The 23,998-nt window shown below is 39.1% G+C and carries 22 protein-coding genes, 6 pseudogenes and 1 riboswitch; of the genes and pseudogenes, 13 read left to right on the forward strand and 15 right to left on the reverse strand.

Annotation, left to right across the window (positions count from 1 at the left end; translation table 11 throughout):
* Nucleotides 1–38 precede the first annotated feature (38 nt).
* Nucleotides 39–118: riboswitch (glycine riboswitch) on the reverse strand.
* Nucleotides 119–607: 489 nt separating this feature from the next.
* Entirely contained in the window at nucleotides 608–2,533 is a 1,926-nt protein-coding gene (fbp, locus tag P3X63_RS22265; RefSeq protein WP_277692132.1) for a fructose-1,6-bisphosphatase, read from the forward strand.
* 109 nt (nucleotides 2,534–2,642) lie between these two features.
* Nucleotides 2,643–3,089 (forward strand): annotated as a pseudogene (locus P3X63_RS22270) (FAD-dependent oxidoreductase); the annotation flags it as partial.
* A 27-nt stretch (nucleotides 3,090–3,116) separates the two neighbouring features.
* Here P3X63_RS22270 and P3X63_RS22275 read toward each other — a convergent pair.
* The 3 pseudogenes from P3X63_RS22275 to P3X63_RS23005 form a co-directional block, all read right to left on the reverse strand.
* Nucleotides 3,117–3,428, reverse strand: a pseudogene (locus tag P3X63_RS22275) (sensor histidine kinase); the annotation flags it as partial.
* Nucleotides 3,419–3,562, reverse strand: a pseudogene (locus P3X63_RS22280) (NAD(P)H-dependent oxidoreductase); the annotation flags it as partial. The pseudogenes P3X63_RS22275 and P3X63_RS22280, both read right to left, overlap by 10 nt.
* Nucleotides 3,561–3,767, reverse strand: a pseudogene (locus P3X63_RS23005) (thioredoxin reductase); the annotation flags it as partial. The pseudogenes P3X63_RS23005 and P3X63_RS22280, both read right to left, overlap by 2 nt.
* 389 nt (nucleotides 3,768–4,156) lie before the next feature.
* Between P3X63_RS23005 and P3X63_RS23010 the strand changes: the two are divergent.
* From P3X63_RS23010 to P3X63_RS22320, 9 genes and pseudogenes are all read left to right on the forward strand, one after another.
* Nucleotides 4,157–4,382: pseudogene (locus tag P3X63_RS23010) on the forward strand (iron-enterobactin transporter ATP-binding protein); the annotation flags it as partial.
* Complete coding sequence (locus P3X63_RS22285) at nucleotides 4,333–5,253, forward strand: iron-hydroxamate ABC transporter substrate-binding protein (RefSeq protein ID WP_277692133.1); 921 nt, start codon at nucleotides 4,333–4,335, stop codon at nucleotides 5,251–5,253. The pseudogene P3X63_RS23010 and the gene P3X63_RS22285, both read left to right, overlap by 50 nt.
* 107 nt (nucleotides 5,254–5,360) lie before the next feature.
* On the forward strand, nucleotides 5,361–6,371 hold the full coding sequence (locus P3X63_RS22290) for a FecCD family ABC transporter permease (protein ID WP_277692134.1): 1,011 nt from the start codon (nucleotides 5,361–5,363) through the stop codon (nucleotides 6,369–6,371).
* Entirely contained in the window at nucleotides 6,368–7,372 is a 1,005-nt protein-coding gene (locus P3X63_RS22295; RefSeq protein WP_026589427.1) for a FecCD family ABC transporter permease, read from the forward strand. Before P3X63_RS22290 ends, P3X63_RS22295 begins: the two co-directional genes overlap by 4 nt.
* Nucleotides 7,373–7,872: 500 nt before the next feature.
* On the forward strand, nucleotides 7,873–8,184 hold the full coding sequence (locus P3X63_RS22300; protein WP_006639775.1) for a nucleotide pyrophosphohydrolase: 312 nt from the start codon (nucleotides 7,873–7,875) through the stop codon (nucleotides 8,182–8,184).
* Nucleotides 8,185–8,448: 264 nt separating this feature from the next.
* The gene (locus P3X63_RS22305) at nucleotides 8,449–9,351 is read left to right on the forward strand and encodes an ABC transporter ATP-binding protein (RefSeq protein ID WP_026589430.1); all 903 of its coding nucleotides are present in this window, start codon (nucleotides 8,449–8,451) and stop codon (nucleotides 9,349–9,351) included.
* Nucleotides 9,348–10,085 carry an ABC transporter permease gene (locus tag P3X63_RS22310; RefSeq protein ID WP_026589431.1) on the forward strand — a complete coding sequence of 246 codons (738 nt, stop codon included), beginning with the start codon at nucleotides 9,348–9,350 and terminating at the stop codon, nucleotides 10,083–10,085. The genes P3X63_RS22305 and P3X63_RS22310 overlap by 4 nt, the downstream gene beginning before the upstream one ends.
* Before the next feature lie 6 nt (nucleotides 10,086–10,091).
* The gene (locus tag P3X63_RS22315; protein ID WP_277692139.1) at nucleotides 10,092–11,228 is read left to right on the forward strand and encodes a sensor histidine kinase; all 1,137 of its coding nucleotides are present in this window, start codon (nucleotides 10,092–10,094) and stop codon (nucleotides 11,226–11,228) included.
* Nucleotides 11,225–11,827 carry a response regulator transcription factor gene (locus tag P3X63_RS22320; RefSeq protein WP_077735893.1) on the forward strand — a complete coding sequence of 201 codons (603 nt, stop codon included), beginning with the start codon at nucleotides 11,225–11,227 and terminating at the stop codon, nucleotides 11,825–11,827. Before P3X63_RS22315 ends, P3X63_RS22320 begins: the two co-directional genes overlap by 4 nt.
* 166 nt (nucleotides 11,828–11,993) lie before the next feature.
* Here the strand turns inward: P3X63_RS22320 and P3X63_RS22325 are convergent, their stop codons facing one another.
* The 4 genes from P3X63_RS22325 to P3X63_RS22340 all read right to left on the reverse strand — a co-directional run bounded on the left by P3X63_RS22325 (nucleotide 11,994) and on the right by P3X63_RS22340 (nucleotide 13,949).
* Nucleotides 11,994–12,233: a hypothetical protein gene (locus P3X63_RS22325; RefSeq protein ID WP_077736133.1), complete on the reverse strand. Its 240-nt coding sequence runs from the start codon at nucleotides 12,231–12,233 to the stop codon at nucleotides 11,994–11,996.
* A 226-nt stretch (nucleotides 12,234–12,459) separates the two neighbouring features.
* Nucleotides 12,460–12,957: a DUF3278 domain-containing protein gene (locus P3X63_RS22330; protein WP_026589435.1), complete on the reverse strand. Its 498-nt coding sequence runs from the start codon at nucleotides 12,955–12,957 to the stop codon at nucleotides 12,460–12,462.
* Entirely contained in the window at nucleotides 12,938–13,150 is a 213-nt protein-coding gene (locus tag P3X63_RS22335; RefSeq protein ID WP_026589436.1) for a helix-turn-helix transcriptional regulator, read from the reverse strand. The genes P3X63_RS22330 and P3X63_RS22335 overlap by 20 nt, the downstream gene beginning before the upstream one ends.
* A 433-nt stretch (nucleotides 13,151–13,583) precedes the next feature.
* On the reverse strand, nucleotides 13,584–13,949 hold the full coding sequence (locus tag P3X63_RS22340; protein ID WP_236251182.1) for a MerR family transcriptional regulator: 366 nt from the start codon (nucleotides 13,947–13,949) through the stop codon (nucleotides 13,584–13,586).
* 201 nt (nucleotides 13,950–14,150) lie between these two features.
* Here P3X63_RS22340 and P3X63_RS22770 point away from each other — a divergent pair, with 201 nt between their 5' ends.
* Nucleotides 14,151–14,918: a carboxymuconolactone decarboxylase family protein gene (locus P3X63_RS22770; RefSeq protein WP_347176586.1), complete on the forward strand. Its 768-nt coding sequence runs from the start codon at nucleotides 14,151–14,153 to the stop codon at nucleotides 14,916–14,918.
* A gap of 81 nt (nucleotides 14,919–14,999) precedes the next feature.
* Here P3X63_RS22770 and P3X63_RS22355 read toward each other — a convergent pair.
* From P3X63_RS22355 to P3X63_RS22375, 5 genes and pseudogenes are all read right to left on the reverse strand, one after another.
* Nucleotides 15,000–15,092, reverse strand: a pseudogene (locus tag P3X63_RS22355) (darcynin family protein); the annotation flags it as partial.
* A 17-nt stretch (nucleotides 15,093–15,109) separates the two neighbouring features.
* Nucleotides 15,110–15,232: a cyclic nucleotide-binding domain-containing protein gene (locus tag P3X63_RS22775; protein ID WP_218669744.1), complete on the reverse strand. Its 123-nt coding sequence runs from the start codon at nucleotides 15,230–15,232 to the stop codon at nucleotides 15,110–15,112.
* Between the two features lie 446 nt (nucleotides 15,233–15,678).
* On the reverse strand, nucleotides 15,679–17,028 hold the full coding sequence (locus tag P3X63_RS22365; RefSeq protein ID WP_277692145.1) for an SIR2 family protein: 1,350 nt from the start codon (nucleotides 17,026–17,028) through the stop codon (nucleotides 15,679–15,681).
* A 33-nt stretch (nucleotides 17,029–17,061) separates the two neighbouring features.
* A complete protein-coding gene (locus P3X63_RS22370) occupies nucleotides 17,062–17,787 on the reverse strand; it encodes a DarT1-associated NADAR antitoxin family protein (protein ID WP_277692147.1) in 726 nt (241 codons plus the stop codon).
* 9 nt (nucleotides 17,788–17,796) lie between these two features.
* Complete coding sequence (locus P3X63_RS22375; protein ID WP_277692149.1) at nucleotides 17,797–18,444, reverse strand: DarT ssDNA thymidine ADP-ribosyltransferase family protein; 648 nt, start codon at nucleotides 18,442–18,444, stop codon at nucleotides 17,797–17,799.
* An 80-nt stretch (nucleotides 18,445–18,524) separates the two neighbouring features.
* Here P3X63_RS22375 and P3X63_RS22380 point away from each other — a divergent pair, with 80 nt between their 5' ends.
* Nucleotides 18,525–19,019, forward strand: coding sequence for a hypothetical protein (locus P3X63_RS22380; protein WP_277692151.1), 495 nt, complete (start codon nucleotides 18,525–18,527; stop codon nucleotides 19,017–19,019).
* A 95-nt stretch (nucleotides 19,020–19,114) separates the two neighbouring features.
* Here P3X63_RS22380 and P3X63_RS22385 read toward each other — a convergent pair whose 3' ends face one another.
* The 3 genes from P3X63_RS22385 to P3X63_RS22395 form a co-directional block, all read right to left on the reverse strand.
* Nucleotides 19,115–20,029, reverse strand: coding sequence for a hypothetical protein (locus P3X63_RS22385; protein ID WP_277692152.1), 915 nt, complete (start codon nucleotides 20,027–20,029; stop codon nucleotides 19,115–19,117).
* A 117-nt stretch (nucleotides 20,030–20,146) separates the two neighbouring features.
* The gene (locus P3X63_RS22390) at nucleotides 20,147–20,872 is read right to left on the reverse strand and encodes a YgjP family zinc-dependent metalloprotease (RefSeq protein ID WP_277692153.1); all 726 of its coding nucleotides are present in this window, start codon (nucleotides 20,870–20,872) and stop codon (nucleotides 20,147–20,149) included.
* Nucleotides 20,873–20,885: 13 nt separating this feature from the next.
* Entirely contained in the window at nucleotides 20,886–23,993 is a 3,108-nt protein-coding gene (locus P3X63_RS22395) for a type I restriction endonuclease subunit R (protein WP_277692154.1), read from the reverse strand.
* Nucleotides 23,994–23,998: the final 5 nt, after the last annotated feature.

Genomic DNA, 23,998 nt, shown 5'->3' on the forward strand with positions numbered 1-23,998 from the left:
TGTGCCGCTGACAATCATCAGCACGACAAATACATATTCGGTACTCTTCTGTCCTTTTGCCTGAGATTGTGAACCCTTCGGCGCCGCAGAATTCCGCGGTCTCTCCAGAAGCTGCTCCTGCTGTAGTGCGACCCACAGCAATCATAGCTTGCATGTATTGAGTTTTTCGATAGAGATAATTACTATCGGATAACTTTTAATTTTAATAGAGGTTGAGTGATTTGTCAATGGTTCTATTTATAGTTAACGCTAGTATTCTTAAACTCACCTATACTAGCGACAATATTTTCCTCCCATTTCTGAGAACGAGACAATGCTGGGATAGAAAGAAATCAATTCCATGAAAGTGATCAAGCCAAAGCCGGGGTACTCTGAAATGCGGTGTCTGATTAATGTTAAAGAAGCCTTCTCAAGCCTTCTCAAGCTTTCTCTCCGCTCATCTCAGCGCCTCTTTCCCTCGTTTTGATTGTCTCAAAAAGGAGTTATGCGGTACTATCATATAAAGGTCAATTATTTAAAAATAATGTCATACTTTTAAAATCACCTTATCATGCAAATGCTCGTACATAGGGGGACAGCTCCTATTCTAAAAAGGGGATGGACGATTTTGGAAACCAAATATTTAGATTTACTCGCACAAAAATACGATTGTGAAGCAAAAGTGGTAACGGAAATCATTAATTTGAAAGCGATACTGAACCTGCCGAAAGGCACCGAGCATTTTGTCAGTGATTTGCACGGGGAATACCAGGCATTCCAGCACGTGCTGCGGAATGGTTCAGGAAGAGTAAAAGAGAAGATACGCGATATTTTCAGCGGTGTCATTTATGATAGAGAAATTGATGAATTAGCAGCATTAGTGTATTATCCGGAAGACAAACTGAAGTTAATAAAACATAATTACGATACGCAAGCATCGTTAAACGATTGGTATAAAGAAACGATTAATCGAATGATTAAGCTCGTATCTTATTGCTCTTCCAAGTATACCCGCTCCAAATTACGCAAAGCACTGCCCTCTCAGTTTGCTTATATTACGGAGGAGCTGCTGTATAAAACAGAAGAAGCTGCCAACAAAGAACAGTATTACTCCAAAATCGTAGATCAGATCATTGCGCTTGGCCAAGCTGATAAGCTGATCACCGGTCTTGCATATAGCACGCAGCGATTGGTTGTCGACCATCTGCATGTTGTCGGCGATATTTACGACCGCGGACCGCAGCCGGATCAGATTATGGAAGAACTGATCAACTATCATTCAGTCGATATTCAGTGGGGAAATCACGATGTCCTTTGGATAGGCGCTTATTCAGGCTCTAAAGTATGCCTGGCAAATATTATCCGCATCTGTGCCCGCTATGACAACTTGGATATTATTGAAGACGTGTACGGCATCAATCTGAGACCGCTCTTGAACCTTGCCGAAAAATATTACGATGATAACCCATCTTTCCGTCCGAAAGCAGACGAAAACAGACCGGAAGATGAGATTAAGCAAATCACAAAAATTCATCAAGCGATTGCGATGATCCAATTCAAGCTTGAAAGCCCGATTATCAAGAGACGGCCGAACTTTAATATGGAGAAACGGCTGTTACTGGAAAAGATTGATTATGCCCGAAATGAAATCACGCTGAACGGAAAAACATATCAACTGGAAAACACCTGCTTTGCGACGGTTAATCCGGAACAGCCAGATGAGCTATTAAAGGAAGAAGCGGAAGTCATGGACAAGCTGCTGTTCTCTGTCCAGCATTCCGAAAAGTTGGGCCGCCATATGAATTTTATGATGAAAAAAGGCAGCCTTTATTTAAAATATAACGGCAACCTGTTGATTCACGGCTGTATTCCTGTAGACGAAAACGGCCATATGGAAGAGATGATGATTGAGGACAGAGCCTATGCGGGCCGTGAGCTGCTCGATGTATTTGAACGATTCTTGCGGGAAGCGTTTGCCCACCCGGAAGAAACCGATGATCTGGCGACAGATATGGTCTGGTATTTATGGACAGGCGAGCACTCCTCCCTTTTTGGAAAACGCGCTATGACGACCTTTGAGCGGTATTTCATTAAAGAGAAGGAAACACATAAAGAGAAGAAAAACCCGTATTACTATTTGCGTGAAGACGAGGCAACCTGCCGAAACATCCTGAAAGAATTCGGCCTCAACCCGGATCATGGCCATATCATCAACGGCCATACACCGGTAAAAGAAATCGAAGGAGAAGATCCGATCAAAGCAAACGGAAAAATGATCGTCATCGACGGCGGCTTCTCCAAAGCCTACCAATCGACAACAGGTATCGCCGGCTACACGCTGTTATACAACTCCTACGGCATGCAGCTCGTCGCCCATAAACACTTTAATTCCAAGGCGGAAGTGCTGAGCACCGGAACTGATGTCTTAACGGTGAAGCGATTAGTGGATAAAGAGCTTGAGCGGAAGAAAGTAAAGGAAACGAATGTTGGTGAGGAACTCTTGAAGGAAGTAGCTATTTTGGAGAGATTGCGGGAGTATCGGTATATGAAGTGAGGAAATGTGGAGTTCAGGGATCATTCTCTAGGCTCTTTTTTACGGTTTTCTACTTCGTACAGCAAATTGCTAACAAGGTCTGGTTTTCTGCTCGTTCATAGATAAGTAAGCGACGATTGATCTCGCAGGCATCGTCAACCATGTCACTGTTCTTGAGTTCGCACCGGAGCTGAAAGCGGAGGAAGTCCTGCAAAAACGCCTCTACAGCCTGTCAAACGCGACTGTAGTGAAACATGTACAAACGAAAGAAATTACAGGTGACCTAAACGTAAACGGCATCACTTACGTGGATCGTGAAACAGGCGAAGAACAACACGTTGAACTCCAAGCTGTCTTCGTCAAAATCGGTCTCGTGCCAAACACAGAGTGGTTAGACGGATCAGTCGAGTGCAACCGCATCGGCGAAATCGCAGTCGATAAACGCGGCCAAACAAGCACCCCCGGCTTATTCGCGGCCGGCGACTGCACAGACGGCCCGTACAACCAAATCATTATTTCGATGGGATCGGGGGCAAATGCCGCATTAGGGGCGTTTGATTACCTGATTCGCAACTAATCTATCAAAAAAGCTATTGCTGAGTTTTCAGCATAGCTTTTCTCTTTCCAAGGGAAGCCATCCTTCCAGCAGCGCGCCTCCTTCAGGATCATTTCCCGCCGTCAGATCGCCTCCGTGCCGTCTCATGATCCTTTGTGAAATCGTCAACCCCAACCCGGCTCCTCCGGTCGACCGGCTTCTTGATGCTTCCCCGCGATACAAGGGCTCAAATACACGGCGAAGCTCCTCCGGGGAGAATCCCTGCCCAGTATCTCGAACCGTGAAGATGACGTTGTCACGATCCTTATCACACTGAACAACAATCTCGCCAGCACCGGGTATATGTCTAACCGCATTTTCTTGATTCCTATAAAGTGAAACACCGCTCTTTTCATCAACACTTTGTGACTGTTATTCAATAGAAACAAAGGGTACTTCTCAGGGCCTTTCATAGTCGAAATACAGACGACCGACTTTCCTTTCAAAAGCCCTCCTTGTATAATGATTTTGACCTGACGTCGCACTTAGAAAAAATGGGTATCGATTCTATTTTTTCCTTCAATACCCCACTGTTGGATCAACGGTCAATCCATTAACATCCCAAATTATTTTCTACAAATAAACAAGGATTTCCCCGCCAAGTTTCGGCCAATATTCAATTAGCTTCATCTCTCTTAACCCGCTATAAAAGGTTGAATATCATCCTGTTGACTCATCACCGTTCACTTCCAAACATCATTCGTAATTGATTATCAATGATAAGTTATTAAACTTGTTTTCATCATAATTAATTTTTTCTTTCTAAAAGGTTTCACTTTCATGAGGGTACTATGATAAGGACACAATTTTTACATTGACATATTGAAAAATGAAATATATATTTATTGTTGATATTGATAATCATTATCGTTTATTCATTTTCATTCTGCGGTTCATACAGCTATTTACTGAAGAATTAAATACTGGCTCTGGAGGACGTTTAATTGTAAAAAATCTCTGTGTAACGATTCCAGATAAAAAGGAACAACCATATCCTGAGGTCAGCGCCAATGTGTTTGAATTGCTATGGCTCTTGTACGGGAGACGGACATGATTTACATCGAGCTGCTCGTTTTTTTCGGATTATATCATTGCATTAAAGACGGCGAAGTCGTGAAGGCTGGGCTTGTGAAGAGGCGAGTACTGCGGGAAGTCTTTCAAATTGGCCCGAGAACAAATAAACCGAAGTGTGTTACTTACAATTTATTAAGAGGTGAAAATGAGCATGAAGAAACTATTAATCCCGTTTATGCTACTGCTGACGCTTATGATTAGTGCATGCGGCAATGAAGAGTCAGCAACAAAGGATAGCGGCTCAGCAAAAAAAGAATCTAAAACGATTACATACCAAGCGGAAACAGGACCAATCGAAGTTCCAGCCGATCCGCAAAGAGTTGTTATGCTTTCAGGGTATACCGGAAATGTGTTAGATTTAGGAGTCAACGTTGTCGGTGTAGACACTTGGTCTAAAAACAATCCAACCTTTAAAGAAAAGTTAAAAGATGTTCAAGAAGTTTCAGAGGATGACCTAGAAAAAATTATTGAATTAGAGCCAGATTTAATCATCGCGTTATCAACGGTAAAAAACTTAGACAAATTAAATGAAATCGCACCTACTGTTACTTATACATGGGGTAAAGTAGATTATTTAACTCAACACGTGGAAATTGGAAAGCTACTAAACAAAGAAAAAGAAGCCCAAGCATGGGTTGATGACTTTAAGCAACGTGCAGAAGAAATTGGAGAAGATATTCGTACAAAAATTGGCGAGAATTCAACAGTATCTGTTATTGAAGCATCTGGGAAAGACCTTTATGTTTTCGGTAATAACTGGGCGCGCGGTACAGAAATCTTATATCAAACGATGAAACTAAAAATGCCTGAAAAAGTAAAGGAAGACGCATTAAAAGCAGGGTATTATACGTTATCAGCTGAAGTGCTTCCAGAATATGCGGGAGATTATGTCATTTTAAGTAAGTACTCTGATGCAAATACATCTTTCCAAGAAACAGACACATACAAGAACATTCCTGCTGTCCAAAAGGGACATGTCATTGAAATGCAAGGTGAAGGCGCATCATTCACTGACCCAATCACACTTGAAAAGCAACTGGCATTCTTTAAAGAAGCATTTCTAGGAAACTAAAACTGGAAAAAGTAGAGGTCTATTTGAAAAGGGTTGGCCGGAAAGGGACGTTATTTCCCTGTCTGTCAGCCCCTTTCCCATTCTAAGAAAGGAAAATGACGAGCCTTATGGTAAGAAAAACTCTATCTTTTACCTCATTTGCATTCAAACTGATCTTAGGAATTCTAGTTCTGATTGGTATGTTTTTTATAGCGATAATATTTGGAGCTGCAGACGTCTCAGTTGAAGATGTATGGTTGGCTCTTTCGTCTTCTGCAACCGGTGATCATATTTCGATTATCCGTGATATTCGGTTACCTCGCGAAATAGCCGCCATTGTTGTGGGCGCAGCTCTTGCTGTCTCTGGTGCAATCATGCAAGGTATAACAAGAAACCCACTTGCTGATCCAGGTTTACTAGGATTATCTGCTGGGGCTTATGCAGCATTGGCTGTTACGATCGCCTTCGTTCCTTCAGCTAACTACTTTTTGACGATGGTTGCCTGTTTTATTGGAGCCGCAATCGGCGCCTTGTTGGTTTTTGGAATTGGCGCGATGAAAAAAGGCGGATTTTCTCCTCTCCGTATTGTATTAGCGGGTTCTGCTGTTTCCGCCTTTTTATACGCCATTGCCGAAGGGCTTGGCCTTTATTTTAAAATTTCTAAAGATATCTCAATGTGGACAGCAGGAGGGGTTTCCGGAACGAATTGGAACCAACTGCAAACGATTGTACCTTTCATTGTAATTGGAGTTGTTGTTTCCTTTTTCCTTTCGAGACAACTTACCATTCTCAGCTTAAATGAAGAAGTTGCAGTTGGCTTAGGCCAAAATATCATCAGAATTAAAATCCTTCTATTTATTGTCATTATCATTCTCGCCGGGGCATCTGTTGCTCTTGTTGGGAATATGACCTTTATCGGTCTTATAATTCCTCATATTGTTCGAGCAATGGTTGGAACCGATTATCGTTATATTTTACCAATGTCTGCAACTTGTGGTGCTGCTTTTATGCTATTTGCTGATACACTTGGCCGTACCTTAAATGCACCATATGAAACACCTGTTATAGCCATTGTGGCTATGCTAGGTTTACCGTTCTTCCTGATCATTGTCCGAAAGGGAGGAAAAGCACTCTCATGACACATTCAGCACTAATCAAAAAACAGCGAATTATTTTATCGATTTCTCTCATACTCATCCTAGCTACAGCTGTTATTGGGATGGGAATAGGGTCTGCTAGTTTATCTTTTGACAGACTCATCCGGACTCTATTAGGTCAAGGAACCTTTAAAGAGGAATTTATATTATATTCTATTCGCTTGCCTCGAATATTGATTACTTTATTAGCTGGGATGGCACTTGCTTTATCAGGTTCTATTTTGCAAGGAATCACAAAAAATGATTTAGCTGATCCAGGCATTATTGGGATTAATTCCGGTGCTGGGGTTGCCATTGCCATTTTCTTTTTATTTTTCCCAACCGAAGCTGGATCATTTGTTTATATGATTCCAATTGTTGGCTTTATCGGTGCAATTATAACAGGCTTCTTCATTTATCTGTTAGCCTATAACAAAAATAATGGCATGCAGCCTGTAAGCTTAGTCCTCATCGGAGTCGGGTTCTCAACCGCACTTTCCGGAGCTATGATTGTCATTATTTCTTCTGCTGAACGGACAAAAGTCGATTTCATCGCCAAATGGCTGGCAGGAAATATTTGGGGAACAGATTGGCCATTTATTTGGGCTCTCCTGCCTTGGTTAGTCATCTTGATTCCGTTTACTTTGTACAAAGCAAATCGACTAAATCTATTAGGATTAAGCGAGCCTGTAACCATTGGAGTGGGGGTTTCCATTGAAAGGGAGCGGATCATTTTACTTTTAACAGCTGTCGCATTAGCTGCTGCTGCTGTTTCTGTCACTGGAGGTATTACCTTTATCGGATTAATGGCCCCACATATCGCAAAAACTTTGGTAGGACCTAGAAATCAGCTATTTATCCCTGTTGCTATTCTACTTGGCGGTTGGTTATTATTATTCGCCGACACAATCGGACGTAATATCATTGAAACCACTATACCAGCTGGAATCATGGTCTCATTAATCGGAGCACCTTACTTTATTTATTTGTTATTGAAAAAGTAAAAAATCCATAAAAACGAGGCTGTCCCAATAAGTCTCCAAAAATTCATTTTTATATTTGAAGACGAAATGGACCCTTTAAATCAAACCCTTTGGTAGTCCATTTTGCGGAGGTGGTATGAAAGGGAGGAGTTTTCTTTTCAGACGACCTCTTTTATCTATTAGAGTGAAATCTATAAAATGATGATAAGGCTCCCCCCACCTAAAACTTCCTTTAGTGTGTGACCTTTCAACATCCACCTTCTAGAGTGATTAAACAATTCTGTCAGATGATAGGCGAGTTCTTCAATAAAGATCCGGAAATTCAAATTGAAGTTGAAAATACTCTACAGCTTGGTTCAAACTGAAATCATTGAGGAACATGGTATTTAACTGTTCAGTAAGAACCTCAGTATCCTCAGCAGTCAAATGATAATACTGTTGTAAAAACTGAATTAAGTTTTTCATTTCTTTCGTTTTTTCCAAGTACAAAGACTACTCGAGTTAGAAAGGGGAACATGATCATGAGTGACATTCAAAGCTTAATTAACGCAATCAATGAATTCAGAGATGAACGAAACTGGAGACAATACCATAACCCAAAAGACCTCGCCATCTCAATCTCCATCGAAGCAGCAGAGCTGCTCGAAGACTTCCAATGGATCAGCAGTGAAGAAGCACTCAAAGCAAATAAAGAAAACATCCGTGAAGAAATCGCGGATGTTTTAATCTACTCATTCATGTTATGTAACGATCTTGGACTGGATGTCAAAGAGATTGTGGAAGAGAAGATTGTGAAGAATGGGAGGAAGTATCCGGTTAAAAATAATGGTTAAGACTCTCCTTTGACACTTTTAAGTAGAGAGAGCTTCTTTCACAATTGAAGACCGCTCTCTCTATCTCCATGATGCGTCGATTTTTATGGCGCTCTGCTCATCTCCCTACTTCATTTGCTTTACACCGTTAGCTTGCTCCATGTTATTTTTTCATTGTTTCAAAAAATGACATTTGTCATCCGATTTTCATGACATCACTTACTAAAATCCGCCTTCCTCAGCTTATACAATAAAATGAGTAAATCAGGAGGTGGTTTATAAGTCATGTGCAATGTTGTGAGCTTGACGAATGTAACAAAGACTTTCCGCCAAAAAACGGCGGTTGATCAGATAGATTTTTCAATTGAAAAAGGAGAAATTGTCGCGATTCTCGGGCCGAACGGAGCCGGGAAAACGACGACGATTTCAATGATGCTGGGGCTGTTAAAGCCGACGGACGGTGACGTTAGATTATTTCATGCCTCACCCCAAGAAAGGCGCGTGCGCGAGAAAATCGGCACGATGCTGCAGGAAGTCAGTGTGATGCCGGGGTTAAATGCAGGGGAAATCATCGAACTCGTTCGAAGCTACTATCCAAAGCCCTTGCCCCTTCAAACGCTTTTGCGTTTAACAGGCCTGACAGATCGCGATTTAAAAACGCGGGCAGAAAAGTTGTCCGGCGGACAAAAACGCCGGCTGAGCTTTGCCTTGGCGCTTGCCGGCGATCCTGAGCTGATGATCTTTGACGAACCTACAGTCGGAATGGATATCACATCAAGAAACCGCTTTTGGCAAACGATCCATAACCTTGCTGATCAAGGAAAAACGATTATTTTTTCAACTCACTATTTACAAGAAGCAGATGATGCCGCACAGCGAATCCTGCTCTTTAAAGACGGCAGCATTGTCGCAGACGGAACACCGCAGGAAATCAAAGCAAACATTGTGAGGCAGTCCGTTTCATTTATGGCGGACCCGGAACAACCGCTGGAAAAGCTGTATCAGCACCCTGAAATCGAGCGGATTTACAGAAAAAACAAGCGCATCTTCATCGAAACAGCCAATACGGACAACATCCTGGCGCTCATTTTCGAGGAGAAGATCGGCGCTTATGATATTCAAATCGAACGCGGCAATCTGGAGAAGGCGTTCAGTCAGCTGACAGACAAAGGAGACGAGGAAAAATGAGCGTATTTCAGATGCAGTGCAAAACAGAGATCAAAAGAATGCTCAGAAATCGATATTATGTTTTTTGGTCGCTGGCGATGCCGATTGCTTTCTACTATATTTTCACCAATATCGTCAACACGAACGCTTCCGACCCTGAGGCCTGGAAAGCGCATTATTTAATGTCGATGACATCATTCAGTGTGATGGGCTCCTCGATCATGACGCTCGGAATCCGCATGGTACAAGAGCGCGCTCAAGGCTGGTCGACGTTTATTCGCGTGACTCCCCTCCCGGATCATGTATATTTTGCCGCGCAAATGGCCGGGCAAAGTGTCATTCATCTCCTGTCGATTACGGTAATCTTCTTATCCGGCGCTTTGATCAACGGCGTTTCTTTAACCCCGTTGGAATGGATTTTGAGCGGCTTGTGGATCTTGCTTGGCTCGCTTCCGTTTCTGGCGATCGGAACATTGATTGGGATGATGAAAAAAGTCGACACAGCGGCCGGAGTCAGCAATGTGCTCTATATGGCGCTCGCTGTTGCCGGCGGGATGTGGATGCCGCTTGAGGTGATGCCGAAAATGATGCAGAATATCGGCTATTGGCTGCCTTCCTATCATTTTGGCAGCGGAGCGTGGGAGATTGTGAAAGGCGAAATGCCCGGCTGGCAAAACATTCTCATCCTGTTGACCTATTCAGCAGCACTTATGCTACTATCTAAATATCTGAGAAAAAAACAAGAAGCGGTGTGAGCCAGAATGAAAAAATCGTTCAGCATGTTTCCGAGCCGATACGGCTTTTTTCCTTATATCTTTTTAATCTATTTGCTGCTGCCGATCAGCTATTTGACATATCAGACGGCGGGCCTGAAACAGCTGATCGGCTTCGGACTGGTGCTGCTTTTCCTTGTGACGTACCGCCAGCTTTATTTTATTTCGCCGCAAAAAAAATTGTTTTCTTATTGGCTGGCCATCCAGCTTTCGATCATTTTAATCTACACTGTATTCTATGATATCAACTTAGTCTTTTTAGGCTTTTTTCCAGCAAACTTTATCGGTTATTACCGGGAAAAAAAGAAGTTCCGGCGCGGGCTTGCCAGCCTGGTTGTTGTATTGGTCGCCCCTTTCACCTATCATCTGCTCAATGATCAGTCGCTGCACAACCAGCTCTCTTATTTTCTGCCCTTTCTCGTGATTATGCTCATTTCACCATTTGGCATCCGTTCGATGAACCGCCGCATGGAGCTGGAACAAGAGCTTGATGAAGCCAATCAGCATATTCAGGAACTGGTCAAGCGCGAGGAGCGTGTCCGGATTGCCCGCGATCTCCATGATACACTTGGCCATACCCTGTCACTGCTCACATTAAAAAGCCAGCTTGTCCAGCGCACCGTCGCAAGCGATCCCGAACGGGCGCGAAAAGAAGCAAGAGAAATGGAAACCACATCAAGAGCGGCTTTAAAACAAGTCCGAGAACTCGTGTCTGAGATGAAAACGGCAACGATCGCCGAAGAGCTCATTCACATCCAGCAAATCCTGCGGGCTGCCGACATCACATTCGAATACATGGGAGATTCCGATTTTTCAAGCATCCCTCCCGTCACACAAAACATTGTCAGCATGTGTATTCGCGAAGCCGCCACAAATATCGTCAAACACAGCCGCGCCACCCACTGCATCATTTCCATTTCGCAAACAGACGAAAACATGAGCATCACCGTCAAGGACGACGGAATGGGAATCGATCAGCAAAAACCGTTTGGAAACGGCCTGCGCGGGATGAAAGAAAGGCTCTCATTAATCGACGGAGACATCGATGTTTCAACCCATAACGGCGCTGTATTAAAGATAACCGTTCCCATGATAAAGAAAGAACGAAAAGAGGAAATGCTATGATTCGTATATTCATTGCCGAGGATCAAAAGATGCTGTTAAGCGCGCTCGGCTCCTTGCTTGATCTGGAAGAAGACATGGAAGTGATCGGCCAAGCGATAAACGGTGAAGAAGCACTCGCCGCCATTCTCAAACTGGAACCGGATGTCTGCCTCATGGATATCGAAATGCCGGTCAAAAGCGGCCTGGAAGTGGCCGAAGAGCTCGCAAAGCAAGGCGCAAAAACGAAAATCATCATCCTAACGACGTTTGCGCGTCCCGGCTACTTCGAACGCGCCGTCAAAAGCAATGTCCACGGCTACCTGCTCAAGGATGGAGAAATCGACGACCTCGCCGCTGCCATCCGCAAATGCACAGAAGGCAAACGAACCTTCAGCCCGGAACTCAGCTTCGCCGCCATCCGCGAAACAAACCCGCTCACCGAACGCGAACAGGCCATCCTCCGCCTCGCCGCTCTCGGTAAGACGACGAAAGAAATCTCCGCGGAACTTTTCTTGTCGTCAGGAACCGTCCGGAATTATATTTCTGAAATGATGCAGAAGCTGGATGCGAAAAACCGGATGGAAGCGGCGAGGATTGCAGAGGGGAAGGGATGGGTTTGAGTGTGATCTGGGTGATCAGCAGTTTATTGCTCGATAGGTATTTCAGATGCTTTAGCTGGCCTTTCAGCTCAATTTCATGACCTTTTAGGACAGCTCCTTTATTGAACAATGATCATTCCTAACCATCGACACTCTCGTTTTGAGATGTTTTTAGAACAACTCCTCCTTAATCGATAAGTTCACCTGAACATTCTTTTAGTTGTTCAATACCAATTTCTATCGCTCTTTTCTCTGTATCAATCAGTGATAAACCTTGTTTAATTGGACTCCAATACTCATGTTCATACTCGTCATCCCATTCAAACCATGCAAAGACTTCTGTTGTGTATAGACCATCATGTCTTTTCATAATTTCAACTTTGTATTTTTTACTTGGTGATAAAAATTTTTTTACAATTTTCTTCATAGATACCGAAGGTCCTTATCTAATTTGATTTTTAAAAAGTTGGTAACTCGGGATAAAAACACAATTACTTTTATATATATGGTAAATGTCATATTTATCTCCTTTCAACGTTTAAAAAGTACACAGGGAGTCTTCTAATTCTTACTGCGTAAAAAAGAACACTTACACATTTTGCGAAGTGTTCCTATTCCCATTTTCCTTTGAAGCTCCTTGCTTGACCATTTGATCAAAAGTGCTTCTGTAGCTTTGATTTTGAAAACCAATACATTGTCATACCAAAGAATATTCCACCTATAACCCAAACCAATATATTCCACAAACTTACATTTATTTCACCAGTCGATAAATAAGGAGATACATATTCCATAAAAATTAACATGGATAACCCCCATTGAAAACCAGCTAAAAATGACGTTTTTTTCAAGCGTTTTTTCTTTTCCTCATATTCTTCTATCGAAGCACAATCTGTTTCATCAAGATGTTTTTTCCTCATTTTTATAATAATCATAGCCCCGTAAATCATATTAATCATGAAAAGTGAAGGTGTCGCAAACGATAGGGTGTTTTGTATTGTATCAATGATGAGACTAATGAACATTAATAACATGGATAAATACCATAACAAAACCCCAGAAAAGGCTAATTCCTTATAAATTTCATAACGCTGATATTCATCACGATCGTCAACTGCGCCAATAAAGCGATTAAGTATTTGATTCTTCATTCATTTTCTCCTCCCAAAATAGAGTGTTAAGGTCTGTTTTGAGCTCCTTAGCTAAGGAAATACACAAAGACAAAGAGGGGTTATACTTATCATTTTCAATTAGATTAATGGTTTGTCTTGCAACACCAACTCTTTTGGCAAGTTCAATCTGAGTAAGGTTGCATCGTTTTCTATACTCTTTGACCCTGTTCAAGCCAAACACCCTTTCATCACCATCGATATGTACAATATATATGACATTTATTCAGATGTCAATTATATGTTACACTGAGATAAGCCTATAAATTATAATTTCAAAGATCCTTTTCAAAATTCAAAATAAAAAAGACCGTCTTATTGACGATCTATTGTTAAAGATAGGATCCCAAATCCACGTAACGCTTAAAAAACGTCAGGGCCATATCCAGGTTTCGGTGACCAATACTGGTCCGGGCATCCCCGCCGAACATGCGGGCAAGATCTATGCGAAGAGTGTGCCGAACGAGAAGACGACGTTTTATGTTCAGCTGGACTGACTAAAAAGCATATGGCGCCGGAACGTGTAACAAACAACCATGTTGAAACAGCTGTGTCATCATTGGAAAAGCTCGGCATACAGCCGAGCTTTTATCTTACAGTCCAGTATACTAAATTTTCTGCGTGTCTTTCCTTTCTTGAAGTTCGTACATCGCAACCTTATAACTTATTACTTCTAAATGTTTTAGGTTTTCATTGATTTTATTCTGTACTTCTAATTTATGCTGCATCATCATTTCTTTTCTTTGCAGGAATGTTTCATCGCCTAATTCATAAAGATCGATATATTCTTTTATTTTAGAAATAGGCATTCCTGTCAACCGCAGAGATCGGATAAAGTTGATCCATCTCAAATCGTCATCATTATATATTCTACGACCATTTGAATCTCGAGAAATTTTTCTTAACAACCCTTCCGTTTCATAAAATCTGAGTGTATTTGCAGTCACATGTAAGTTATCAACTACATATTTCATCGAAAATGACATCCGATCCGTCCCCTTTCGTTATAGTTACTATAACGAAATGTAGATCAAAAAGATAGAAAAATGCTTTAGTAACCTCTACCTAATAGCAAATTCTATTGTAAAAACATATATTTGACTTCGAGCAGCAATAATAAACTACATTAGAAGTACCGGGAAATAGAAAACATCAAAACTGGAGGCAATTAAGCGATGAACTCAAACTATGAAAATGGAAAAAAACTTTTTCAAGAAACTGATGAAGCAGGAATCCAAGCGGTTATTCATACTTTAAACGATGTATCTCCCCACATAAGTCGGTACATTATTGAATTTTTTGGGCAAGTTTTCAATAATCCCGTACTCACCTATCAACAAAGAGAAATGATCGTGATCTCTGCGTTAACATCGTTAGGTGATACTCCAAATCAACTCAAGTGGCACATGAATTTCGGTTTGAAAGTTGGAATTACGCCAAACGAAATTATTGAAATTGCTACCCATTGTATTCCGTTTTGCGGGGCTCCTCGTGCTTTAAATGCCATTACCGTTGCGAAACAACTTTTTGCAGAACAAAATATCGAAGTAAACATCGAGGACGAACTACTACATTCTATAGGGGAACGACGGGAAAGAGGCGTAACAAAACTTCAAGAAATCGACGGCAAACATGGTGAGGCGGTTGCCGATTCACTTGCCGAGATTGCCCCTGTATTAGCTGAACAAATCATTGAATTTGCGTTTGGTGAAATCTACAGCCGCTCAGGACTAAACCCTAAACAGCGCCAACTCGTCACATTAGGAGCCTTAACTGCTCAAGGTGGATGCGAGACACAGTTGCACGTTCATCTCAATGCCTCCATTCGTGTAGGTCTAACGAGACAAGAAGTGATTGAGGCATTACTGCAATGCTACCCATACACGGGGTTTCCTAAAGTCTTGAATGCTGTAAATGTTGCCAAAAAGATATTTTTAACATAGTCATTCACCGGTAGGGCAAGTTGATAAAAAGACCGGACTTCACTCACAGAGTTTTTCCGGTCTTTTTACATCCTAACTTGATCAATTCATTTTGAGCACTTCCGACTCATAGGACTTAAAAGCATTTTCCATGCCCATAATGACATCTTTAATTTTCATGTATCCCTGGGTATAAATCTTTAATTTCTTTCTCACATATGGCTTTTATTCATTAATTCTTCCAGTACGTCCTTCCGAATTTCTATAACGGCCGAATCCTCCATCGCTTTGATCGTAAAGTTGGTGGGCTGGCCTGTTACCATAGGATGTAACAAAATCATTCTCCAAAGCGACATTATATTCCCTGCCGTTGGCCAGCGTGTAAAATAACCGGAATAAACCTTCTGAGCAAAAATAATTGCAGCTTACGTGATCACCAGACTCAATCAGGCGCGTTCCTTTATTTACTAGCCTTGCACAAGTTAACTTGACAAACAAAGTCCATTCTTCCTCCGAAATCGAAGCTTGCTTCACTCTATTTTCTAATGAGCGATAATAACGGTATATATGCTCTCCTTTAAAAATTGCCGTTATTTGTGATAAGGCTCACCGTAGTTATTTAAGAGGCAAAAAATTAGACGAGAGAACTTTCACTCTCGTCTTTTTTGTGTATTAGTTACTTATAAAGAAGCTAATTAAATTAACTGAAGACAATTTTTGTTAGTCACATATTTACTTGTTAATTCTAAAACAATTGATTAAAGTAGGGATTGCTGTCTCACTATAATTCTATTGAGTATTCTTCTCCTATGTCCACTTTATGAAGAATTTCAACAATATGTTTAGAGTATTTATGCATCTCTGTTTTTCCTGTTTTAATTAGAATATGATACCGATTATCTGTCTCCTTAATATTTATTCCAGTGTTTTTGTGTATTGTTTCAATTAATCTATTTGCACTATGCCAATTCGTATATCCAAGTTGTTGACCAATCTGTGTCAAGTTATATGGGTATTGAAGATTTAATTGGCTTGGATCATCAAGCATAGCTACCCCATAAAGCTTTGGTAATGATTGATTATCACTGACCACCTTTTCTATAATATCGAAATCAACCTCTACGCTTCTTCTTGGTATATCACTACGCACCAATTTATATGTCCTTGCAAGTAATGCTCTTAGTAGCTTAGGGTGTACATTATCCCATGCCTTATTGGCACTAAACGCTTTAAACACCCAATCAAAATTTTTAGCCTCTATATATTTAATTCTAACTTCTTTATTGTTGATAAATAATACTTTTTCTCGTGATGGGACATCATTCTCTGTTAAGTTTTTATTATATTCCAAAAAGTAAATATTTGGAATTAAATCCCCATCAGTAGAAATAATTTCATCTATATCTGAAAGTATCCTCTGTATATTTTTGTCGTTAGCACTATATCCTATAAAAACTAATGGATGTTCAGCAAAAAAAGTTAATAGTTTTGCACTTAAGTATTTCTTCTTCTTTAAAAATAAGTCATAGTCTTCTTGATTGAACACAAGATCCATGAATTCATTAGTGCTTCCATGTATCTTAAAGATTTCTCCTATAGACATTGTGTCAGGCTTTAATATTCTTTGACCTATAATAGATTGATAATCAGTAAAAATATTTTCTATAAACATATCATAATTAGTAGTTATTATTGCATGTGGCTGTATTTCTTGTAAAAATCTTATTTCTGAACGATGTTGCTCTGATTGTACACTTTCAATACCATCTGGTGTGATTAAATTCAGTATAGATGAAATCATAAATTTGATATATGACGATTTAGGGATAGAAGCTTCAAATAATTCAGTTGGAAACCTTTCTCTATTGTCCCATGCCCACTTACGATAGTAATCGGTAAATACACTACCTATCTCTTCTAATGATATTCCATCTTGAAGATAATAACCCACTTCATGAGGTATATAAGGACATTCTTTTTGAAGTAGTTCTAATAATTCAACCCAATTGGGAGCGTTAAAATATCTTTTAGACAATCCAGATCCTATAAAAAGAACTGGCTGTGTCCCAAGTTCATTTAAACAATCTTTTATATCAGAAGTTACGTCTGACTCATAGATACTATAATTCATAAAATACACCACTTTCCTACAATAAAAATACAATTATTCAATCTCATCAAATATACTTAATTGCTCTACCCTTTCTGTTACAACATCTTCAATCCTTTTTGGGCTAATAAAAGTTCCTTGAATTATTTGCTTATATCTATCAACAGATTCTAAAGCTTTATCAAGCTGATTTGCTTTATACAATGATACATATAGTGCAACAGATCTCGCCTGGCAATTAATTGACTTTTCAGGATTAAACTCAATATCTGTAAATGCATTGTATTCAACAACACTATTAGCTATATCTTCATTTAAGGCTAATGCATTTATATATAACCAATCATAAAACAATGTTTTAGGTTCTAAATCCCATTTTCTACTGAAAAATTGAAAGTATAATAATTTCCCGCTATTTTTTATTCGAGGATCTTTTTTTGCCTCTTTCGATGTTTTCTCATAAAGATCTAAAAACGGGCCACCATTTTGGAATACCTTACTTGCTTGAAAGGCAGTTTCTACACTAAATTTTTTACCGTTTTTAGCTGTTATTATTAGATTGAATGCACTTAAAGCGACACCTAATTCATCTTTTGATTTACTTGAAACTTCTAATATATTTAATTTTTCATCATATTTTTTAATATTCTCATGAAAAGATTCTATTGATTTCTGTTTTTGCTTTACAGAAAATCCAGCGAACCATTCAAAATTTATTTGCTTTTCTTTAACGAAACTATTATCCGTTTTCTCCGCTATAAAAACTGGTCTATTAGCCATATTTCCTCCTTATATTCTCCAATGCTCATAATCATGTCTATAACTGTACAGCCATGTTTCAACACTCGATTTAACAGTGGGAGGTATCAACGAGCAGTACTGCTGTAATTTCTCTTGACTCTCAAATGCTACTCCCCAAATTAATTCAGGTTCTATGATATCAAAAACAAGAACTTCTGCTTGAGGATGAGTTGGAAAATCATTACGCAACTTCAATTCAGTCCTTAATGGTTTCCCAGGATATTCATCATATAATCGTTTCAATGCCTCTACTCCCCTTCTCTCATCCAAAGAAGTAGATAACATTCTGCCACTGGCCGCATTTTCAACACAAAACACACAATCCTTCTTCCATAATACTTCCTTTTTAATACCTAAAATAACCCAATCAGTTCCTCGATTTTGGTTTCTGTACTTATAAAACATCTGATAATTCGGATACTGAATGGAAATACAATTAGCATCCTCACAATCATCCAATCTTAAATCATCATTATTTATATAGTCCATTCTTTTTTGCGATAAATAAGAAACAGGTATTAGTCCATTATTTAAAATACTGCTTAAATTTTCTACTCGAGTAAAATGAACCAAATTTTTTATACCTCTTTCATTTACAAAGTCTTCAATTGTATTTCCTCCAACTAAACCTTTCATTATACTTTCCCCCTTATAAAAATGAATAATTACATAACTATCAATCTATAATAAAAAATCAAAAGATAGGAGGTGTAAAGATGAACAAAGACAAATTCCACACAGCAAATAGCAAAGATCGTGTAGCCATTGTAAATGCATTACTAAAAAAAGAAGGTTTTGATTTACAAAAGGTAGCGGATGCACTTGAAATGAACTATTCCACCTTTACAAAACTAATGCAAGAAGATGATTATGTTTATATTAAACGAGAAAATCAATATTATAAATTTGTTCGTGATGAGAGCCAGATTTCCACTATTTATGACCAAACAGATTCTGAGATGGATTATATTAAAGCGAATTTTTCCGTTTTGAAAAGTATAGTTGAAAGATATAAACACAATGACGACTTCATTATTGATAAGCGTATTTTCCGATCTACCTCTAAAACCTCCAGTAAAAACTTCCGTATGCCAGACGATCTCTACCAAAACTTTGTTGCTACTTGTGAAAACGAGTTCCCCCAATTGAAAATCCAAGATATTATTGCTCAACTTCTTCTCGACTTTACAGATAAATATTCCGACAAGTAAAAAGAAATTTGAAAGGTAAGGCAGTGCCAATATCAATGCTTAAATTGGAACTGCCTTATTTTAAAGGAGCATATATTAAAACTAATGCTTTTCTATTATCCAAGTACCTTCTTTACTTTTCCTTTCCAATCATTTCGATGAATAAGCCGCCATTCATGAAGATTGTTTTTGATAATTTCCGCTTTACTCATTTTAGACACGCTTTCCCAATCCCCTTTAACAATATAAGTAGCGTTGCCTACATTTGCACTTTCAAAAACATATAATTCCTTATCCTTAAATCCGAATACAACATAGCCTGAAAAGCCATTCTGACCAATTGCTTCAAAATCAGGCTTATATTGAACGATTGTTTCAAGTCTTTCCCAAATTACCATCTGTTTTGATTTTTTACTTGATTCAACTATTTCTTTAAAACGTTCCTTTCGTTCTTCCCATGGCAATTCTTTACTCTCCAAAAAGATCCAATTGTATCGCTTTAAATGTGAAGGTTTGTAATAGGTATCTAACTGTTCTGAGAAAACTTCGCAATATCCTACTAACTCTAAAATAATATTTGCTCCAACTGTAGCTATCTCCGAATCTGTTTCTTTATTAAAAGTTTCATTTATCAATAAAAATAAATCATCACCTTTTGCTTCAATTACAATTTCAAATCCTGTTCCTGGTATAATCTCTTTTTTATAAACTTGACGGGGAATATCAACGAAATCTGTCACTTCCTCCGTTTGATCTCTCCCTCTGAACTCCTTACGTGTGGAATACATAGAAACATAGATAGTTTCTTTGGGAAGATCTCTTCTTATAATCTCCTTACCTTCTACATTGAAACGAGTAAACCTACCAACTATAGGCGGAAACATTGCTTGTCCAGCTTCGAAAGCAGGGAAACCTATCTTTTCTATTTTCTCTTTGTTTTCATTCGTAATTTTCACTCCTAATCGAAAAACACCATCAACTGACTTAATATATTTCTCAATAGATCTAATGTAACTTTTACCTTGAATCATTTTTCACCATTCTCCCTTCGATAATATAAAATCTTTGGCTCTATTCTGATAAAAAAAGACAGCTCTAATCTAATTAGAAACTGTCTTTCCTTCGTATCTTGTTGTCAGTTCGTGTTGTTAAAGTTCTTGGACAATCTCTTCATCGAGTATTGTTTTCCGTTTTTCCCAATCGGGCATTAGAGTATATAACATTTTATAAAAGTTATCGCTGTGGTCGTTATATTTAAAATGAATCAGCTCATGCAGAACAACATAGTCGATGCAATGTTTGGGAGCTTTAATTAGTTCCGTATTCAAAAGTATTGTATTTTTATCTACTAAAGCTGAACCCCATCGTGCTTTCATCAAGCGTAAATCTAAAGCAGGCTTTTCTACCCCATATTTCTGCATGCATAAGCTCATTTTGTCGAGGGATTCTTGAAATATTTTCAGAGCTTTTTCCCGATACCAACCATCCATCAACTTCTCTTTTCGCTGATAGTTGTGCGGGTTTTGCACATATAAGTAAATAAATCCTCGCAAATATTTCACCATTTCTTCATCTTCTGTTTTTTCAACACGCAAACGGTATTGCTTTCCTAAATAACGAAAAGATTCCCCGCTTACATACTCTCGCTCACTTTGTTTATGTGGCATTACGTCTTCGAATGTTTTCACATTCTTCAAAATCCAAGCACCTTTGCTTTTAACAAATTCATAAATAAAATCAATCGGTACTTGATCATTTGCTGATACTTGAATAGTCATATCAGGCTTAATGTTTAAATTCACATTCTTAACGTTTTTACGTTCAAGCATAAAATCAATACATTTGTTGCCATAGTGGATTTGATGCCTTTCCATGTTGTTCACAACCTTAGTAACGTCTGATGGCTACCGTTTTTATTTGTTCAATCAATTTATCAATCGTGTCATAATCTAACTCAACGTTATGTTCTTTGGAAAAGTCATATAACAGATCATCCAAATCTTGTGCAATACGATTATGAATTTGAAGGTTATTATGCCAATCAACCTTCTGATGCTGTTTGATGATTTCATCCATCTTCAAGGCTAATTCTCCAAGTAAGTCCTCACCGTAACTTGCACGTTCTTCTTTCGTTTCAACTAAAATGTCTTTCGTCACACCATAAAATGCTTGTGCATCCTTATTTTCTTTTATGACGTTTGGGTAATCTTCTTTAGATTCACCGTTTCTGTAATCGTTCATAATATCTTTCATCTTGTTCAAGTATTCTGCTTCAGAAATCCGCTTATCCTTATATTCCTGAATCGCCTCTTGAATCCGTTCAGAAAACTTCTTATAGTAAGCAGGGTTTTCATCCCATTTCGCATGGACACTCTTCGTTAATCGTGTCCGAATGGCATCCGCTTTTGCCCGTTTCGAATCTAAACGCTCCAATTCTTCTTCAAAAGCCTTTTCGTTTAAGATGTCGACAGGATTTGTAATACGAATGACTTGCTCTGCTGAGATATATTGATCCATGAGCTTTTGCATTTTCGCCTCGTACTCTTTATGGTCAATTGTATCCGAATAACGTAATTTCACACTTTTTCTTAGCTCTTGGAAAAACTTCAAATCCCTTTTATACGTAGCAAGTTCTTCTGGCTGTAGTGCATTATAGATTCGTTCAGATTCCAGTGCGATCCCAAGGTTGCGACCGAATTGACTTAATGTATCATAAAACGATTCTCTCTTCTCTTCATCTTCTAACAATACTTCATACTCTTCGACATCTTGCTTATTTTTAATTGATGAGAACAGTTGCAGTAAGTCAGAATGATGCTGACGAAGTGAACCGACTACGCTAATGACATCATGAATGGCTCCTTGCAGATCTTTCGGATCAAAATTCTCTAACCCTGCACCTGAATACATTTGCAGAGCTTCATCTAATTTTGATAACAACCCACGATAATCAATAATAAGTCCGTAGTCTTTTCCTTCGTATAGTCTATTTACCCTGGCGATTGCTTGTAAGAGCGTATGCTCTTTCATTGGTTTATCAATATATAAAAGTGACGCACGAGGGGCATCAAAACCTGTTAGTAGTTTATCAACTACAATAAGTAAATCAATATCATCGCCATGAATAAACTCATCTTTAATGGCATCTTCATAGTCTTCTGCAGTTCCATAACGATTCATCATTCGTTGCCAAAAACGTTGGATCTTATCATTCGATTCTTCATCTATCGCATCATGACCTTCTCGTTGGTCTGGAGGAGAAATAACGACTGCACAGTTTAAATCACCAAGTTCTTCAAAGGCTTCCAAATACCGAATCGCTTCCATCTTGCTATTAGTCGCAAGCATGGCTTTAAACTGGGACCCTTGCGTCTTGTAATTGCGATAAAAATGATCATTAATATCAAAAGCAATCATACTAATACGCTGATCAGAAGATGCTATTCGTTCAAAATGGCTCCATTTTTTCATTACCTCGTCTTTTTGCTTATCGTTCAAATGACGAGTGATCATCGACAGTCGGTTATCAATCGCTGTTTTGTTGACTGTTTGATCAACCATTTTTCCTTCATAAAGCAACGGAACGATTGCACGATCTTTTACGCCATCTGCAATTGTGTATTTATGAATGAGCTTACCGAATTTGATCATCGTGCTTTTCTCTTTTTTCATCAATGGGGTTCCTGTGAATCCGAGATAACTTGCGTTTGGGAACACTTTTTTCATTTTAATGTGCAATTCACCATACTGGGTGCGGTGCGATTCATCAACAAGTACAAAGATATCTCTCGATTCAATTGGCTGTTGTTTTGTTGATGCCGTATCGAATTTATGCACTAATGTCGTGACGATATCAGTATTCCCATCTTTAATCAGTGAAACTAAATGACTGCCTGATGTCGCTCTACTTGCTTTTAATCTCGTGTGATTAAACGTTTTGTGAATTTGCTTATCCAGTTCTACCCTGTCTGTTACGACAATAATTTTAGGATGGTAGTCATTTAATTCCGATAAAATATAACGAGCAAGCATCACCATTGTGAGCGATTTCCCACTACCTTGCGTGTGCCAGATTACCCCACTCTGGCGATTTCCGTTTTCATCTCGCTCTTGGATTGTTTTTAATATCTCTTTTATCGCAAAATATTGCTGATATCGAGTCACCTTTTTTATATCTTTATCAAATAGTGTAAAGAAACAAGTCAATTCAAGAAGTCGTTCTGGGTGAAACAAGGAAATGATGTTTTTGTCTTGCATCGTTGGCAAACGGTTCGCAACGGTTTGATGTAACCAATGATCTAACCATTCCTCATGCTCTTCTTTCCACACTGACCAGAACTTCTTCGGTGTTCCACATGTCGCATATTTTGTTTCGTTTTTATTTGTTGCCATCACCAACTGCACAAACTTAAACAGTTGGGGAACATAGTCGTTTTTTTGATTTCGAATCATTTGGCTAATTCCTTGTTCCATCGAAATCGAAGCCTTCTTGCATTCAATGACCACAAACGGAATGCCATTTACAAACAACACAATGTCTGGGCGAACTGTACCCCTGCCGTCTACACGTTCTACAGAAAATTCTTCTACAATGTGAAATACATTATTTTCAACATTTTCCCAATCAATATATTGAATCGTAAAAGACTTTTTCGAGCCGTCTGGAAGTAATTCTGTATAAGTTCTCCCTAACATCAACGTTTCATAAATGCTTTCATTCGCCTTTACAAGTCCATTTGTGAGTGGCTCATCCAAGTCACGCATCGCTTGTTGGATATTCGCTTCACTGAACTTATACGTAACATCTTTATACTGATAGGAATTTAACTCCTTCAATTTCTTTTCCAATACCGTTTTCAGCAAAACACTATAGAGATTCTCACGCATCGCCTCAGCTCGTTCTGCTTCTATGTACTGATAACCTAATTCTTGCAATACCTCGATTGCAGGCTGTTGACTAATATAACGTTCATCATAACTTTGCGGAATCGACATTTCTA

This window comes from Bacillus sp. HSf4 (genome assembly GCF_029537375.1).
Classification (GTDB): Bacteria; Bacillota; Bacilli; order Bacillales; family Bacillaceae; genus Bacillus; species Bacillus sonorensis_A.

Coding starts and splice junctions, on each gene's coding strand:
- P3X63_RS22285 (WP_277692133.1), top strand. CDS start 4,333: ATGAAGAAACTATTAATCCCGTTTATGCTACTGCTGACGCTTATGATT.
- P3X63_RS22290 (WP_277692134.1), top strand. CDS start 5,361: ATGGTAAGAAAAACTCTATCTTTTACCTCATTTGCATTCAAACTGATC.
- P3X63_RS22295 (WP_026589427.1), top strand. CDS start 6,368: ATGACACATTCAGCACTAATCAAAAAACAGCGAATTATTTTATCGATT.
- P3X63_RS22300 (WP_006639775.1), top strand. CDS start 7,873: ATGAGTGACATTCAAAGCTTAATTAACGCAATCAATGAATTCAGAGAT.
- P3X63_RS22305 (WP_026589430.1), top strand. CDS start 8,449: ATGTGCAATGTTGTGAGCTTGACGAATGTAACAAAGACTTTCCGCCAA.
- P3X63_RS22310 (WP_026589431.1), top strand. CDS start 9,348: ATGAGCGTATTTCAGATGCAGTGCAAAACAGAGATCAAAAGAATGCTC.
- P3X63_RS22315 (WP_277692139.1), top strand. CDS start 10,092: ATGAAAAAATCGTTCAGCATGTTTCCGAGCCGATACGGCTTTTTTCCT.
- P3X63_RS22320 (WP_077735893.1), top strand. CDS start 11,225: ATGATTCGTATATTCATTGCCGAGGATCAAAAGATGCTGTTAAGCGCG.
- P3X63_RS22325 (WP_077736133.1), bottom strand. CDS start 12,233: ATGAAGAAAATTGTAAAAAAATTTTTATCACCAAGTAAAAAATACAAA.
- P3X63_RS22330 (WP_026589435.1), bottom strand. CDS start 12,957: ATGAAGAATCAAATACTTAATCGCTTTATTGGCGCAGTTGACGATCGT.
- P3X63_RS22340 (WP_236251182.1), bottom strand. CDS start 13,949: ATGAAATATGTAGTTGATAACTTACATGTGACTGCAAATACACTCAGA.
- P3X63_RS22770 (WP_347176586.1), top strand. CDS start 14,151: ATGAACTCAAACTATGAAAATGGAAAAAAACTTTTTCAAGAAACTGAT.
- P3X63_RS22365 (WP_277692145.1), bottom strand. CDS start 17,028: ATGAATTATAGTATCTATGAGTCAGACGTAACTTCTGATATAAAAGAT.
- P3X63_RS22370 (WP_277692147.1), bottom strand. CDS start 17,787: ATGGCTAATAGACCAGTTTTTATAGCGGAGAAAACGGATAATAGTTTC.
- P3X63_RS22375 (WP_277692149.1), bottom strand. CDS start 18,444: ATGAAAGGTTTAGTTGGAGGAAATACAATTGAAGACTTTGTAAATGAA.
- P3X63_RS22380 (WP_277692151.1), top strand. CDS start 18,525: ATGAACAAAGACAAATTCCACACAGCAAATAGCAAAGATCGTGTAGCC.
- P3X63_RS22385 (WP_277692152.1), bottom strand. CDS start 20,029: ATGATTCAAGGTAAAAGTTACATTAGATCTATTGAGAAATATATTAAG.
- P3X63_RS22390 (WP_277692153.1), bottom strand. CDS start 20,872: ATGGAAAGGCATCAAATCCACTATGGCAACAAATGTATTGATTTTATG.
- P3X63_RS22395 (WP_277692154.1), bottom strand. CDS start 23,993: ATGTCGATTCCGCAAAGTTATGATGAACGTTATATTAGTCAACAGCCT.